Origin of the sequence: Microbispora sp. ATCC PTA-5024, assembly GCF_000511135.2 — a bacterium.
GTDB lineage: Bacteria > Actinomycetota > Actinomycetes > Streptosporangiales > Streptosporangiaceae > Microbispora > Microbispora corallina.
This window is the reverse complement of the sequence record NZ_KI866524.1, coordinates 527,305-541,213: the sequence shown is the minus strand read 5'-3', so window position 1 is coordinate 541,213 and position 13,909 is coordinate 527,305. Positions and strand designations below refer to the sequence as shown.

Genomic DNA, 13,909 nt, shown 5'->3' with positions numbered 1-13,909 from the left:
GTACGCCTTCGGGCTCGCCGTCGCCCCAGATGCGGGCGGGCAGGATGCCCTTGTGCCGCTCGTCGATGGGGTGGTCGCAGACGGCCTGGCCGACGAGGTGGTTGGAGATCGTCCAGACCTCCAGGTTGTACTTGGCCAGGGTCTCCTTCTTGCGTTCGACGTAGGAGTCGTCGGCCAGGGCCTTGTCCACCTCGAAGTGGTCGCCCCAGCAGGCGATCTCCAGCCCGTCGTAGCCCCATTCCGAGGCCAGGCGGCAGACCTCCTCGAAGGGCAGGTCGGCCCACTGGCCCGTGAACAACGTGATCGGCCTGGTCATGAACCCTCCACAGTGATGAAGCGGCTGCCGTCAGCCGCGCTCCGCTCGACGGCGGCCAGCACCCGCTGCACCCGCAGACCGTCGTCGAAGGACGGCTCGGGGGCGGTGCCGGCGGCGATCGCCTCGATGAAGTCCTTCACCTCGTGGGTGAAGCTGTGCTCGTAGCCCAGGCCATGCCCGGGCGGCCACCAGGCGCCGACGTAGGGGTGCGAGGCCTCGGTGGCCAGCACCCGCCGGAACCCGGCCTCGGCGCCGTCGAGAGTGTGGTCGTGGAACCACAGTTCGTTCATCGCCTCGAAGTCGAAGGCCAGGCTGCCCAGCGAGCCGTTGACCTCGATGCGCAGCGCGTTCTTGCGCCCGGTCGCGAAGCGGGTGGCCTCGAAGGAGGCCAGCCCGCCGCCGCTGAGCCGGCCGATGAACAGCGCGGCGTCGTCGACGGTGACCGTGCCTCTCCCGGCGCCGCCACCGGCCGAGAGCCCCGCCGAGCCGGAGGCCAGGGGACGCTCCTTGACGAAGGTCTCGGTCAGCGCCGACACTCCGGTCAACCGCTCACCGGTGACGTACTCGGCGGTGTCGATGATGTGGGCGCCGATGTCGCCGAGCGCGCCGGAGCCCGCCTTGTCCTTCTGCAGCCGCCACACCAGCGGGAACTCCGGGTCGACGATCCAGTCCTGCAGATACTGCGCCCGCACGTGCCGGATCTCGCCGAGCCTGCCCTCGGCGACCCACCGCCGGGCGAGCGCGACGGCGGGTACGCGGCGGTAGTTGAAGGCGACCATGGCGCGGACGCCCTCAGTGGCGGCGGCGCGGGCGGCGGCGGCCATGGCCTCGGCCTCGGCGACGGTGTTGGCCAGGGGCTTCTCGCAGATGACGTGCTTGCCCGCCTGCAGTGCCGCGATGGCGATCTCGGCGTGGGAGTCGCCCGGCGTGCAGATGTCGATGATCTGCACGTCGTCGCGGTCGAGGAGACGCTTCCAGTCGGTTTCCGCGTGCGCCCAGCCCAGCTTCTCGGCGGCCTGCGCGGTCGCCTCGGCGGATCTGCCCGCCAGAGCGACCATCGCGGGTTCGAGTGGCAGGTCGAAGAACGCGTCCACGCTGCGCCAGGCCTGCGAGTGGGCACGGCCCATGAACGCGTAACCGATCATGCCGACTCCGGCGACCGGCCTCATGACTCGAATCCGGTCGGCAGGTACTTGGCGGCGTTGTCCTTGGTGACGGTCTCCGACGTCAGCGTGATCGACTGCGGCACCTCGTTCTCCAGCAGGTCGCCCATGCCCTTGCCCTGCGCGATGAGGCGGGCGAGCTTGATCGCCGAGCCGGCCATCGTCGGGCTGTAGGTGACGGTGGCCTTCAGCACGCCCGAGTCGGCCTGGATGTCGCGCATCGCGTTGGCCGAGCCGGCGCCGCCGACCATGAAGAACTCGTCCCGCCCGGCCTCCTTGATCGCGGCCAGCACGCCGATGCCCTGGTCGTCGTCGTGGTTCCAGATCGCGTCGATCTTCTTGTGCGCCTGGAGCAGGTTGCTCGCCACCTGGGTGCCGGACTCCACGGTGAACTTGGCGTCCTGCTGCGCGGTCACCGTGAACCCGTACGTCTGCAGGGCGTCGGCGAACCCCTTGCTGCGGTCCTGCGTCAGCGGCAGCGTCGCGATGCCCTGGATCTCCAGGATCACCGGGTTCGACACGCCCTTGTCCTTGAGCGTCTTGCCGATGTAGTGGCCGGCGGCCACTCCCATACCGTAGTTGTCGCCGCCGATCCAGGTCCGGTACGACAGCTTGTCCGGGAACACCCGGTCGAGGTTGACGACGGGGATGCCGGCGTCCATCGCCTTGCGGGCGACCTGGTTGAGCTGCTGGCCGTCGTTGGGCAGGATCACCAGGACGTCGACGCCGGCCTGGATCAGCGACTCCACCGCCGAGATCTGCTGGTTGATGTCGTTGGTCGGCTCGACCGACTTGAGCTCCACGTCGGAGTACTGCTTGGCCGCGTCCCGCGCGTTCTGGGTGATCGCCGCGATCCAGCCGTGGTCGGCGGCGGGGGCGGAGAACCCGATCAGCACCTTGGTGCCGGGCTCGTCGTTGCCGCCGCTCGCGACCGTCTGCGCGGCGGCCGGAGCGCTCGCCTGCGCCGCGGGCTCGTTGCTGGTGCAGGCGGTGATGAGGGCTCCGGCGCCGATGACGGCACCGCCGAGGAGAAAGCCTCGGCGGCCGGGATTCTGGGTCATGTCGTTCTCCCTTGCAATGAGGGTGGAGGAGGGCGTGAGGAACCGGGACCACGGCCGTACGGCGGCGGACCTGGGAGATCGAGGGTGCGTCGGGGGTCAGGTGACGGATTTGAGACTTCGCCGCTGCAGCAGCACGGCGATGACGATGATCAGGCCCTTCGCGATGAGCTGGTCACTGGTGTTGAGCCCGTTCAGGATGAACAGGTTCGTGATCACGGTGAAGATCAGCAGGCCGAGGATGGAGCCGATGATCGTGCCCCTGCCGCCGGTGAGCAGGGTGCCGCCGATGATGACGGCGGCGATGGCGTCGAGCTCGTACAGGTCGCCGTGGGTGGACGACCCGGTGGTCGTGCGGGCCATGATGAGCACCGCGGCGATCCCGCAGCACAGTCCGGACAGCGCGTACAGCAGCACGGTGTGCCGGCGCACGTCGATGCCGGCCAGGCGCGCGGCCTCGGGATTGCCTCCGACCGCGTAGGTGCGCCTGCCGAACGTGGTGCGGTTCAGCAGCACCCAGCCCAGCACCACGACGACCGCGAAGACGTAGACCAGCACCGGCAAGCCCAGCACCCGCGTCGTGGACATGTCGACGATCGCCTGGTTGGCCTGTTGGACCAGTTGGGTTCTGCGATCCGACATCCGCTGGGCGAGCCCGCGGGCGGCCACCAGCATCGCCAGCGTCGCGATGAACGGCACCATCCGTCCGTAGGAGATCAGCAGCCCGTTGACCAGTCCGGCCCCGGTGCCGACCAGCACCGCGCAGAGCACCATCACCACGGGTCCGTACGACTGGGTGGCCAGTGTGGTGGCCCACACCGAGGCGAGGGCCATCACGGCGCCGACCGACAGGTCGATCCCGCCACCGATGATCACGAAGGTCACGCCGACCGTGATCACTCCGATGGTCGCGGCCAGCGACAGGACGCTCACCAGGTTGGACCCGGTGGCGAAGGTCTCGGGGACCGTCACCATGCCCACCACCGCCAGCAAAGCGAGCGCGATGATCAGGCCGAGATGCGGGATCCCCCCGAGTCTGCTCCGCATCGTCGCCCCAGGGGTCGGTTCGCCGCGCTGTGCCCGGGCGTTCGCATGCTCGTCCACCGCGGGCGTCAGGGAGTCGCTCACGCCGGCCTTCCTTCCATGATCATGTCCAGGATGTGGTGTTCGTCGAGGTCTCGGGCGTCGCTCTGGTGAATCAGGCGCCCCTCCCGGATGACCAGCACCCGGTCCGCCAGGCCGAGCACCTCGGGCACCTCGCTGGAGACCAGCAGCACCCCGACACCCTCGTCGGCCAACTTCCTGATCACGGCGTACAGCTCCGCCCGGGCCCCGACGTCCACCCCCCGGGTCGGCTCGTCGAGCAGCAGCAGCTTGCGGCCGTTGATCAGCCAGCGCGCCAATACCGCCTTCTGCTGGTTGCCTCCGGAAAGGTTCTTGATCGGCCGGTCCAACTGAGGGGGGCGGATCCCCAACTCCTCGACCTGCCGCCTGGCGTCGGACGCCTCCCGGCTGCGGTTCATCCAGCCGAACCTCGCGTAGCGGTCGAGGCTGCTCAGGGAGATGTTCCGCGTGACGCTCTGGTCGAGCAGCAGCGCCTGGGCTTTGCGCTCCTCGGGGGCCAGGCCCATGCCGGCCCGGACGGCGCGGCTGGGGCTGCCGCCGCGGACCGGGGAGCCGTTCAGGATGACGCGGCCGTCGGCGCGGCGGGCTCCGTAGATCGCCTCGACGATCTCCGAGCGGCCCGACCCCACCAGCCCGGCCAGTCCGACGATCTCTCCGGCCCGCACGCTGAACGACACCTCGTCGACCCGGCCGGGGACGGTCAGTCCCTCCACCCGCAGGACCTCGGGACGGCCGTCGTGGCTGCCGGGACGGGGCCGGGGCGGGAAGACGTGCTCGACGTTGCGGCCGGTCATCAGCGAGACCACCTGTGAGGTGGGCGTCTCCTTGGCCGGCAGTCCGACCGCGACCGTGCGCCCGTCCTTCAGCACCGTCACCCGATCGCCGATCTCGCGGATCTCCTCCAGCCGGTGCGAGATGTAGATCACCGCCACGCCCTGCGCGGTCAGCTCCCGGATGATGCGGAACAGGTTGGCCACCTCGTCGTGGGCCAGGGCCGCCGACGGCTCGTCCATCACGATCAGCCGCGTGTCGTACGAGAGGGCCCGTGCCATGCTCACCACCTGTTTGGCGGCCGGCGACAGCCGGCCCACCTCCGTCGTGGGGCGGATCTCGCCGTGGCCGAGCCCGGTCAGCAGTTCCCGGGTGGCCCGGTTGACCTCACTCTGACCGACGAACCCCAGACGGGCCGGCTCGTGACCGAGGAAGACGTTCTCGGCCACGCTCAGCCCGTCGACCAGGTCCAGTTCCTGGTAGATCGTGGAGATGCCGAGCCGGATCGCGGCCGTCGGACCAGTCAGGCGGACCTCCTGGCCGCCGAAGACGATGGCGCCCTCGTCGGGCTGGTGTGCCCCGGCCAGCACCTTGATGAGGGTCGACTTGCCCGCGCCGTTCTGGCCGAGCAGGCAGTGCACCTCCCCGGCACGGACGTCGAGGTCGACGCCGTCCAGAGCGCGGACGCCGGGGAACTGCTTGACGATTCCTCGCATCATGAGGAGAGACGCCGAGTCGGATGATGACGGCGGCACAGGAGCCTCCAGGGGATCTGGGTGCGTCTGGTGTCCCGCCCGCCTGACGGCGCCGCTGGGCACCACCGCGGCGGCACCGAGGTCGGCGTCAACGGTGCCGCTGCGGTTTACGGCGGCCGATCAGGCGGGCGGGACGTTCTGGTGGAGGGGAAGGGGCATGGTGGGGATCCCGCCCACCTGACCGCATGCCTCATGGCCGCGGCACTCGGGATGGGCGGGGGTGACGAGGGACGCGGAACAGGACGGTCAGGCGGACGGGACGTCGGGATGGGCGGGGGGACGTTGCTGGCGGGAGGCAAGGGTTACGGTGAGTGAGACGTGCGGGTCGTGGTGGTCGCCGCGATCACTTGGGATCTCGGATCGCGATGGCTGTGGGGTCGGACAGCGCCCGTTCGACGACGACGCCGGCGGCCCCACGTGAGGCGGCGCCGAAGCCGAGGTCGGAGGCGGCGAACCGGAAGCGGTCACCGGCGCCGGTCATGTCCAGTCGCGCAAGCTCCTCCTGGGCGGCGGGGATGAGCCGGTCGGCGAGCTTGGCGAAGTAGCCGCCCAGCACGATCACCCGTGGGTTGAAGAGGTTGACCAGCGTCGCCGCCCCGAATCCGAGCCAGCGGCCCACCTCGGTGACGGCCGCGTCGACGCGCGGGTCTCCTTCGGCCTGCCGCTGTTCGATCTCGGCCAGCCGCTCCTCGGGATCGCGGACGACCTGCGGGCCCATGCCGTACGCGTGGTCGGGGGTGGCCATGCGGACCAGCGCGGCCAGCCCGACCTTGGTCTCCCAGCAGCCGACGCGGCCGCAGCGGCACGGCTCGCCGGACGGATCGACCATGACGTGGCCGACCTCCCCGGCAAATCCGTCCGCTCCACCGAGCAGCCGGCCGCCGGAGATGATGCCGCCGCCCACGCCCACCTCGCCGGTGAGGTAGATCAGGTCAGGCGTCCCCGCCGCGGTGCCGGAGGTGTACTCGGCCAGAGCGGCGAGGTTGGCGTCGTTGTCCACCGTGATGGGGATGTTCCCGGCGATGTCCGCACGGGACAGCCGTTCCGCCACCGCCACCCCGCGCCAGCCGAGGTTCGGGGCGACCACGACGGTGCCGGTGACGGCGTCGATGAGACCGGGGACGGCCACGGTGATCCCGGCCGGCGTGACCCCGAGCCGGTCGAGGTCGGCGACGGTCTTCTCGACCATCCGGGCCATCTCGTCCAGTGAACGATCAGGACCGGATCCCATGGCGTCGAAGCCGATGCGCCGGTCGATGAGCACTCTGCCGGCAAGATCGGTTGCGATGGCGGCGATGTAGTCGACGTTGACTTCCATGCCCAGGGCGCCGACCCCCGAGCCGTCCAGGACGAGCGCGACACCTGGGCGGCCGACAGAGCCGGCGTACTGCGGCCCCGTCTCCTTGACCAGCCCGCGTGCCTGCAACTCGCTCACCAGACTGGTGACGGTGGTCTTGTTCAAGCCGGTGGCGACGGCGACGGCCGACCGGGAGCACGGGCCGTACGTACTCACGTGACGCAGCACCAGAGCGAGGTTGGAACGGCGCACACTGGCCTGGTCCGCGGGGACTCCCGCGGGCCGGCACCGACTCATCGAGTCGGTCGTCTGGCCGTCGCCCCTGCCGTGGTCCACGCCGCTCCTTAATTATTCCGTATGGCTGGCCGAATTAAAGGCAGCGATCTCCGGAGGACGCAAGGGTGAAACCGGTTACATGTTCTGTAACGTTCCCGTAACCGCAGTAGGGATAGCGGCTGATCTGCGCGGAAGCCGCCGATGCCAACTCGTTACAGATTCCGGGGGTGCATGGACGGACATCTTCGTGTTACAACCCTGATTAATTGATCTCAGAGACAAACAAAGGGCAGGTGGGGTGGGTGACGAACGAACCGCACCTCGCCCGTCCCACTGGCGGCGCGGCGCCGCCGGCGGGCCCCGCCGCGCTCCGCAGGGCGAACCTCTCGCTGGTGCTGCGCGAACTGCGCGACCACCCCTCCCTGTCCCGCGCCGACATCGCGGAGGCGACCGGGCTGCACCGGGCCACCGTCTCCAACCTCATGGCCGAGCTCCTGGAACGGCGACTGGTGCGGGAGGTCGGCGTCGAGCACGCGGGGGCGATCGGACGTCCCAGACGGGCGGTGGCGCTGCACGGCGCGCACGTCGGCGCCCTGGGCATGGAGATCAACGTCGATTACATCGCGGTCCACGGGACCGACCTCAGCGGTCGCGTCCTGGTCGAGCGCCGGGTGGTCTTCGACGCGATGGGCAGCGGCCCGGACAGGGCGGTGCGCCGGCTCGGGCTCGTGGCCAAGGAGGCGGTTGAGGCGATGCGGCGGGCTGGAACGGTCCCCGCCGGCATCGCGGTGGCCGTCCCCGGACTGGTGGACGTGGCGCGCGGCGTCGTGACACTCGCGCCGAACCTGTACTGGCACGACCTGCCGCTGGCCGACCGGCTGACCTCCATGCTCGGCACGCTCAGCGTGCCGGTGCGGGTGGACAACGACGCCAACCTCGCCGCGCTGGCCGAGTACACCTCGGGCGTCTCCGCGGGCACGCCGGACCTGGTCTACCTCACCGGTGAGGTCGGCGTCGGCGGCGGCATCATCTCGGGGGGCAGACTCCTGCGCGGAGCGGACGGCTTCTCGGGTGAGGTCGGACATCTGCGGGTCGACCCGAACGGCGACCGGTGCGGCTGCGGCCGCGTCGGCTGCTGGGAGACCAAGGTCGGCCTGGCCGCGCTGGTGCGTGCCACCATGCCGGAACAGGCGTACGGGCTTCCCGGCAAGCCGGTGCCGGACCCCGGCGAGCGAGTGGCCGACATCGCCCGGGGCCTGGCCTCCGGCGACCGGCGGATGACGATGGCGGTGGCGCAGGTCGGTGAGTGGCTCGGGCTCGGTGGCTCCATCCTGGCCAACCTGTTCAACCCGCGAGTGATCGTCGTCGGGGGTTACTTCGCCTCACTGGCCGAGTGGCTGCTGCCCCACGCGCAGGATCAGCTGCGGCGGCTCGTGGTGGCCGCTCCCGCCGTCCAGTGCCGATTCGTCGCCTCCACGCTCGGCTTCGGGGCAGCGTCCCGCGGCGCCGCGAGCATGGTGGTCAACCGCATCCTCGACGACCCGACGACGATCATGGATCCGCTACCCCGGCCGGCAGCCCACTGACGGCCCCCTCAGACCTGGAGACGGCACCCTCCAGCAACCGCAATGTCCGCTACGACCAAGTGGCAACAAGCGCGGCGGCGCGCGCCTTGCCTGACCTCCCCCCAGTCAGGAAGGGTTTTCCATGTCACCACGTCATCGAACGTGGGCCAGGCTGCTCAACGCGGCCCTGCCGGAGAAGGGACGACGTCCGAGACGTCGAACCGCTGCGACGCTGGCCCTCGCCCTCGTCGTCCCCGTCATCACGCTCCTCGCGTCGCCCGCGAGCGCCGAGGCCGCCACAGCCGCGGCGGCACCCGACTTCAAGGTCCTCGTCTTCTCGAAGACCACCGGCTTCCGGCACGACTCGATCCCCGAGGGCATCGCCGCCGTGCAGAAGCTCGGTCAGGAGAACAACTTCGCGGTCGACGCGACCGAGGACAGCACCCAGTTCACGGACGAGAACCTGGCGCAGTACCAGGCCGTGATCTTCATGTCCACGACCGGCGACCCGCTGGGCACGCAGGAGCAGAAGGACGCCTTCCAGCGCTACATCCAGAAGGGCGGCGGCTTCGTGGGCGTCCACGCCGCCGCCGACAGCGGGTACAACTGGGCCTGGTACGGCAAGCTGGTCGGGGCGTACTTCAAGCAGCACCCGGCGATCCAGCAGGCCACGGTCAAGGTTGAGGACCCGGCGCACCCGTCGACCAAGGACCTGCCGACGACCTGGACCCGTACCGACGAGTGGTACGACTACCAGACCAATCCGCGCGGCACGGTCCATGTCCTGACGTCGATGGACGAGAAGTCCTACACCGGCGCCACGATGGGCGCCGATCACCCGAACACGTGGTGCCAGGACTTCGACGGCGGCCGTTCGTGGTACACCGGGCTCGGCCATCTCAAGGAGAACTACAGCGAGCCGAACTTCCTGAAGCTGCTCCTGGGCGGCATCGAGACCGCTGCCGGAGCGGTCAAGGCCGACTGCTCGGCCTCGCAGAGCGACAGCTTCGAGAAGGTCACGCTCGACGACAACACGTCGAACCCGATGATGCTGGACGTCGCCAAGGACGGCCGGGTCTTCTACATCGACCGGCTGGGTGACGTCAAGATCATCAAGCCTGCCGGCGGCACGGTGACGGCCGCTCACCTCAACGTCTTCACCGCCAACGAGAGCGGCCTGCTCGGGGTGGCGCTCGACCCCGGCTTCGACTCGAACCACTGGGTGTACCTCTACTACTCGCCGAACGGGGAGAACGTCGACCGGCTGAGCCGGTTCACGGTCACCGGTGACATCCTGGACCTGTCGAGCGAGAAGAAGCTTCTCGACGTCCCGGTGCAGCGGGCCGAGTGCTGCCACCACGGCGGCGGCATGGTGATGGATCCCAAGACCGGCAACCTGTGGCTGGCCGCGGGCGACAACACCAACCCGTTCGCCTCCGACGGCTACGCGCCGCTCGACGAGCAGCCCGGCCGGTCCAGCTGGGACTCCCAGCGCACCGCGGCCAACACCAACAGCCTGAGCGGCAAGCTGCTGCGCATCCACCCCGAGGCTGACGGCACCTACACGATCCCGTCCGGCAACCTGTTCGCGCCGGGCACGGAGAAGACCAAGCCGGAGATCTACGGCATGGGCTTCCGCAACCCGTTCCGCATGGGTCTCGACCCCAAGACGGGCAACATCATGCTCGGCGAGTACGGCCCCGACGCCAACACGGCGAGCTCCACCCGGGGTCCGCAGAACACGGTCGAGTGGAACCTCATCTCCAAGCCGGGCAACTACGGATGGCCGTACTGCATCGGCAACAACACCCCGTTCGTCGACTACGACTTCGCCACCAAGACGTCGGGATCGCCGTTCAACTGCGCGGCGCCGGTCAACAACTCCCCCAACAACACCGGCCTGACCAACCTGCCGCCGGTGATCCCCGCGACGATCTGGTACCACTACTCGTCCGACCCGCAGAACTTCCCCGAGATGTCCGGCGGCGCCCCGATGGGCGGTCCGGTCTACCGGTACGACGCGAACCTGCAGTCGGACGTGAAGTGGCCGGCGTACTGGGACGGCAAGGCCATTTTCGGTGAGTGGAACAACAACGCCATGTGGTCGTTCCAGCTCAACGAGGACGGCACCAAGCTCGTCGAGATGAACCGGATCCTTCAGTCCCTGAGCTTCAAGAAGCCCATGGACATGAAGTTCGGCCCTGACGGCGCGCTGTACATGATCGAGTGGGGCTCCGGCTTCGGCGGCGACAACGCCGACTCCGGCGTCTACCGCATCGAGTACACCAAGGGCAGTCGCCCGCCGATCGCCCGTGTCACGGCGGACAAGACCGACGGGCCCCTGCCGCTGAGCGTCAAGTTCTCCAGCGACGGCAGCCGGGACCCCGACGACAAGGCGATCACCTACGCCTGGGACCTCGACGGCGACGGCACGACCGACTCCACCGACCCCAACCCCACCTTCACGTATGAGAAGGCGGGAGAGTACAGCGTGGTCCTGACCGTCAAGAACGCCGACGGCAAGACCGCCACGGCCAGCGTGTCGATCAGCGCGGGCAACACCCGTCCCACCGTCACCGTGAACGTGCCGCCGAACGGCGCCTTCTTCGAGTTCGGCGACCAGGTGAAGTTCAAGGTCACCGTCACCGACCCCGAGGACGGCACGATCGACTGCGACAAGGTCCAGATCCAGGCGATCCTCGGCCACGACAGCCACGGCCACCCGCTCGACCAGCTCAAGGGCTGCGAGGGGACTCTGCAGACCTCGCAGAGCGGCCACGGCGAGACGGACAACCTCTTCTATGTGATCGAGGCCAGCTACACCGACGAGGGTGCCGGCGGCGCCAAGCCGCTGACCGGGCGGGGTCAGGTCATCCTGGAGCCCAAGCGCAAGCAGGCCGAGCACTTCGCGCAGACCGGCCGGGTGTCCGACGGCAAGGGCACCGACGCCGCGGGTGTCCAGACGGAGACCTCGAGCGACCCGCAGGGCGGCAACCTCAACATCGGATTCGTCGAGGACGGCGACTGGTGGTCGTTCGACCCGGTGAACCTGTCGAACGTCTCCGCGATCCGGTTCCGGGCCTCCTCTGCCGGCGCCGGCGGGACCGTGCAGGTACGGGCGGGCGACCCCGAGACCGGCACCCTGGTCGGCTCGGTCGATGTGACGCCAACCGGCGGCTGGCAGACGTTCACCGACGTCACGCTCAATCTGACCAACCCGCCGACCGTAAGCGGACCGCTGTACTTCGTGGTGCGCAAGCCGGCGAGCGCGGCCAACGACGCCTACCTGGCCAACTTCAACTGGGTCGACTTCGTCGGCAAGGGGGCCACGGAGAACCAGCGTCCGACCGTGACGGCGACGGCGAGCCAGGCGACGGGTGTCGCCCCGCTGAAGGTCGACTTCACGGCGACGGCGTCCGACCCCGAAGGCGACCCGCTCACCTACAAGTGGAACTTCGGGGTGAACGGCGCACCGCAGCCCACCACCGCCACCGCGAGCTACACCTACACCGCGCCGGGCACCTACACGGCCGTGGTGACCGTGACCGACGGCAAGGGCGCGTCGGGCACCGCCCAAATCCCGATCAAGGTGGACACGGCGGCCACGGTGTGCTTCACCGGCCGTTCCGACGACTTCCTGGGCAACCAGCTCGACCGTGACCGCTGGTCGGTCATCCGGGAGAACCAGGACCTCAAGGTCGCGGACGGCAAGCTCGTGATCCCGACGTCGACCACCGACATCTACAGCACGGGCGGCAACACGCCGAACATCGTCGTGCAGCCGGCGCCGTCGGGTGCCTGGACCGCCACCGCCAAGCTCACGCTGGACGCGCGTGACGCGTACCAGCAGGCGGGCCTGATCATCTACGGCGACGACGACAACTACGCCAAGATGGTGCTGCAGGCGCGGTCGACCTCGGGTTCCAACCACGCCAGCCGCATCTTCCAGTTCATCCGCGAGGACAAGGGCACCCCGAACGAGGTGTCGGCGAGCAACTCCGCCAGCCTCGGGGACACCTATCCCGACACGGTGTACGTGCGGTTCGTCAGCGACGGCACCAACATCACCGCCCACTACTCGGCGGACGGCACCACGTTCACCGCAATGCCCGAGACGAAGCCGCTCGCCGGGATCACCAACCCGAGGATCGGCCTGATCTCGCTCGCCGGGGCGAACCACCCGGTGGTGAACGCGTCCTTCGACTGGTTCTCCATCACGCCGGACGACAAGGCGACCGCGCCGGACCCGAACGACGAGTTCAACGGCACGGCGCTCGACTCCTGCCGCTGGAACGCGGTCGTGCGCCCCGACGCGACGGCCGCCCGGATGACCGGTGGCAACCTGGAGCTCGACACCACGACAGGGGACATCTACACGACCACCAACACCGGTCCGAAGAACTTCATCCTCCAGACGGCGCCGAGCGGCGACTGGACGCTGGAGACCAAGGTGGACGCCTCGGCCCTCAACGAGCAGTACCAGCAGGGCGGTCTGATGGTGTACGCCGGTGACGACGACTACGTGAAGTTCGACTTCCTCACCACCAATGCCGCGGGGTCGGCGGTGGCGCGGACCATCGAACTGCGCAGCGAGGTCGGCGGAACCGTGCAGAACCCGCAGCCGCAGGTGAACAACCTCACCACAGGTGTGTGGTGGCTGCGCCTGAAGAAGGCAGGAGACAGCTTCACCGGCTCCTACTCCTCCAACGGCACGACCTGGACCGATCTCGCCACGAACGGCACGACCGCCGTGGTGAAGAACAGCGTGGTGGCGAACGCGTCGAAGATCGGTGTGTACACCATCGGCACCAGCCAGGGTGCGTCCAAGACGGTCAAGTTCGACTACTTCAAGCTGCTCAAGGCGGGAAGTGAGGACAAGACCGCTCCGGTGACGACGGCGACGACCGACCCGGCGCAGCCGGAGGGCGGCTCGTTCACCGGTCCGGTCACCGTCACGCTGACGGCGGTCGACGAGACCGGCGGCAGCGGGGTCGCCAAGACCGAGTACAAGCTCGACGGCGGTGACTGGACCGCCTACACCGAGCCGGTCAAGGTCAGCGGCGAGGGACAGCACACGCTGGCCTACCGCTCGACCGACAAGGCGGGCAACGCCGAGGAGGCCAAGACGCTCACGCTGACCATCGCCCCGGCGTCCTCGCCGCAGGTCAAGCTGACCGTCACCGCCGCCTCCCGCTGCATCGGCACCTCGGCCTACCTGGCGGTCACGGCCGTCAACAACGGGGATGTGCCGGCGACGATCACGCTGACCACCCCGTTCGGCAACAAGACCGTGGCCGACGTGGCCCCGGGCAAGCAGGCATACCAGTCCTTCAACACCCGTACCGCCAAGATCGACGCCGGCAAGGTCACCGTGACCGGCACCGCGACGATCGACGGCAAGCAGGTCACGTCGTCCTACGACGCCAACTACACGGCGCTCAGCTGCGGCTGAGCTGCTCACACCGCGGTCAGCTGCCGCTGACCGCACCGGCGCTGACCGCACCGGCTGTGACCACGGTCCCCATGACGAGGACACCGCCGTAAGGAAGGCACCAGCACAACCGGGGCCGGCTGGCCGATCAG

Annotated in this window: 7 protein-coding genes and 1 pseudogene; 2 read left to right on the top strand and 6 right to left on the bottom strand. The window is 69.2% G+C overall.

Features of this window, described 5'->3' with window-relative positions; translation table 11 throughout:
• The 6 genes and pseudogenes from MPTA5024_RS42500 to MPTA5024_RS23075 all read right to left on the bottom strand — a co-directional run.
• A pseudogene (locus MPTA5024_RS42500) lies at nt 1-316 on the bottom strand (TIM barrel protein); the annotation flags it as partial.
• Nucleotides 313-1,461, bottom strand: a complete 1,149-nt coding sequence (locus MPTA5024_RS23095) for a Gfo/Idh/MocA family protein (RefSeq protein ID WP_232326607.1) — start codon at nt 1,459-1,461, stop codon at nt 313-315. The pseudogene MPTA5024_RS42500 and the gene MPTA5024_RS23095, both read right to left, overlap by 4 nt.
• 20 nt (nt 1,462-1,481) lie before the next feature.
• A complete protein-coding gene (locus MPTA5024_RS23090) occupies nt 1,482-2,540 on the bottom strand; it encodes an ABC transporter substrate-binding protein (RefSeq protein WP_036327920.1) in 1,059 nt (352 codons plus the stop codon).
• Nucleotides 2,541-2,636: 96 nt separating this feature from the next.
• On the bottom strand, nt 2,637-3,665 hold the full coding sequence (locus MPTA5024_RS23085) for an ABC transporter permease (protein WP_036327918.1): 1,029 nt from the start codon (nt 3,663-3,665) through the stop codon (nt 2,637-2,639).
• Complete coding sequence (locus MPTA5024_RS23080; protein ID WP_084369928.1) at nt 3,662-5,152, bottom strand: sugar ABC transporter ATP-binding protein; 1,491 nt, start codon at nt 5,150-5,152, stop codon at nt 3,662-3,664. Before MPTA5024_RS23080 ends, MPTA5024_RS23085 begins: the two co-directional genes overlap by 4 nt.
• Nucleotides 5,153-5,531: 379 nt before the next feature.
• Nucleotides 5,532-6,821 carry an ROK family transcriptional regulator gene (locus MPTA5024_RS23075; RefSeq protein ID WP_232326606.1) on the bottom strand — a complete coding sequence of 430 codons (1,290 nt, stop codon included), beginning with the start codon at nt 6,819-6,821 and terminating at the stop codon, nt 5,532-5,534.
• Nucleotides 6,822-7,063: 242 nt separating this feature from the next.
• On the opposite strand from MPTA5024_RS23075, the gene MPTA5024_RS23070 reads away from it, so the two are divergent.
• Nucleotides 7,064-8,347, top strand: coding sequence for an ROK family transcriptional regulator (locus tag MPTA5024_RS23070; RefSeq protein WP_051458542.1), 1,284 nt, complete (start codon nt 7,064-7,066; stop codon nt 8,345-8,347).
• A 121-nt stretch (nt 8,348-8,468) separates the two neighbouring features.
• Nucleotides 8,469-13,778 carry a ThuA domain-containing protein gene (locus tag MPTA5024_RS39050; protein ID WP_063794752.1) on the top strand — a complete coding sequence of 1,770 codons (5,310 nt, stop codon included), beginning with the start codon at nt 8,469-8,471 and terminating at the stop codon, nt 13,776-13,778.
• The last annotated feature ends 131 nt before the right edge of the window (nt 13,779-13,909 follow it).

Bases quoted from the DNA above. Each gene is read 5' to 3' on its own strand.
- MPTA5024_RS39050 (WP_063794752.1), top strand. From the start codon at position 8,469: ATGTCACCACGTCATCGAACGTGGGCCAGGCTGCTCAACGCGGCCCTG.
- MPTA5024_RS23090 (WP_036327920.1), bottom strand. From the start codon at position 2,540: ATGACCCAGAATCCCGGCCGCCGAGGCTTTCTCCTCGGCGGTGCCGTC.
- MPTA5024_RS23095 (WP_232326607.1), bottom strand. From the start codon at position 1,461: ATGATCGGTTACGCGTTCATGGGCCGTGCCCACTCGCAGGCCTGGCGC.
- MPTA5024_RS23080 (WP_084369928.1), bottom strand. From the start codon at position 5,152: ATGATGCGAGGAATCGTCAAGCAGTTCCCCGGCGTCCGCGCTCTGGAC.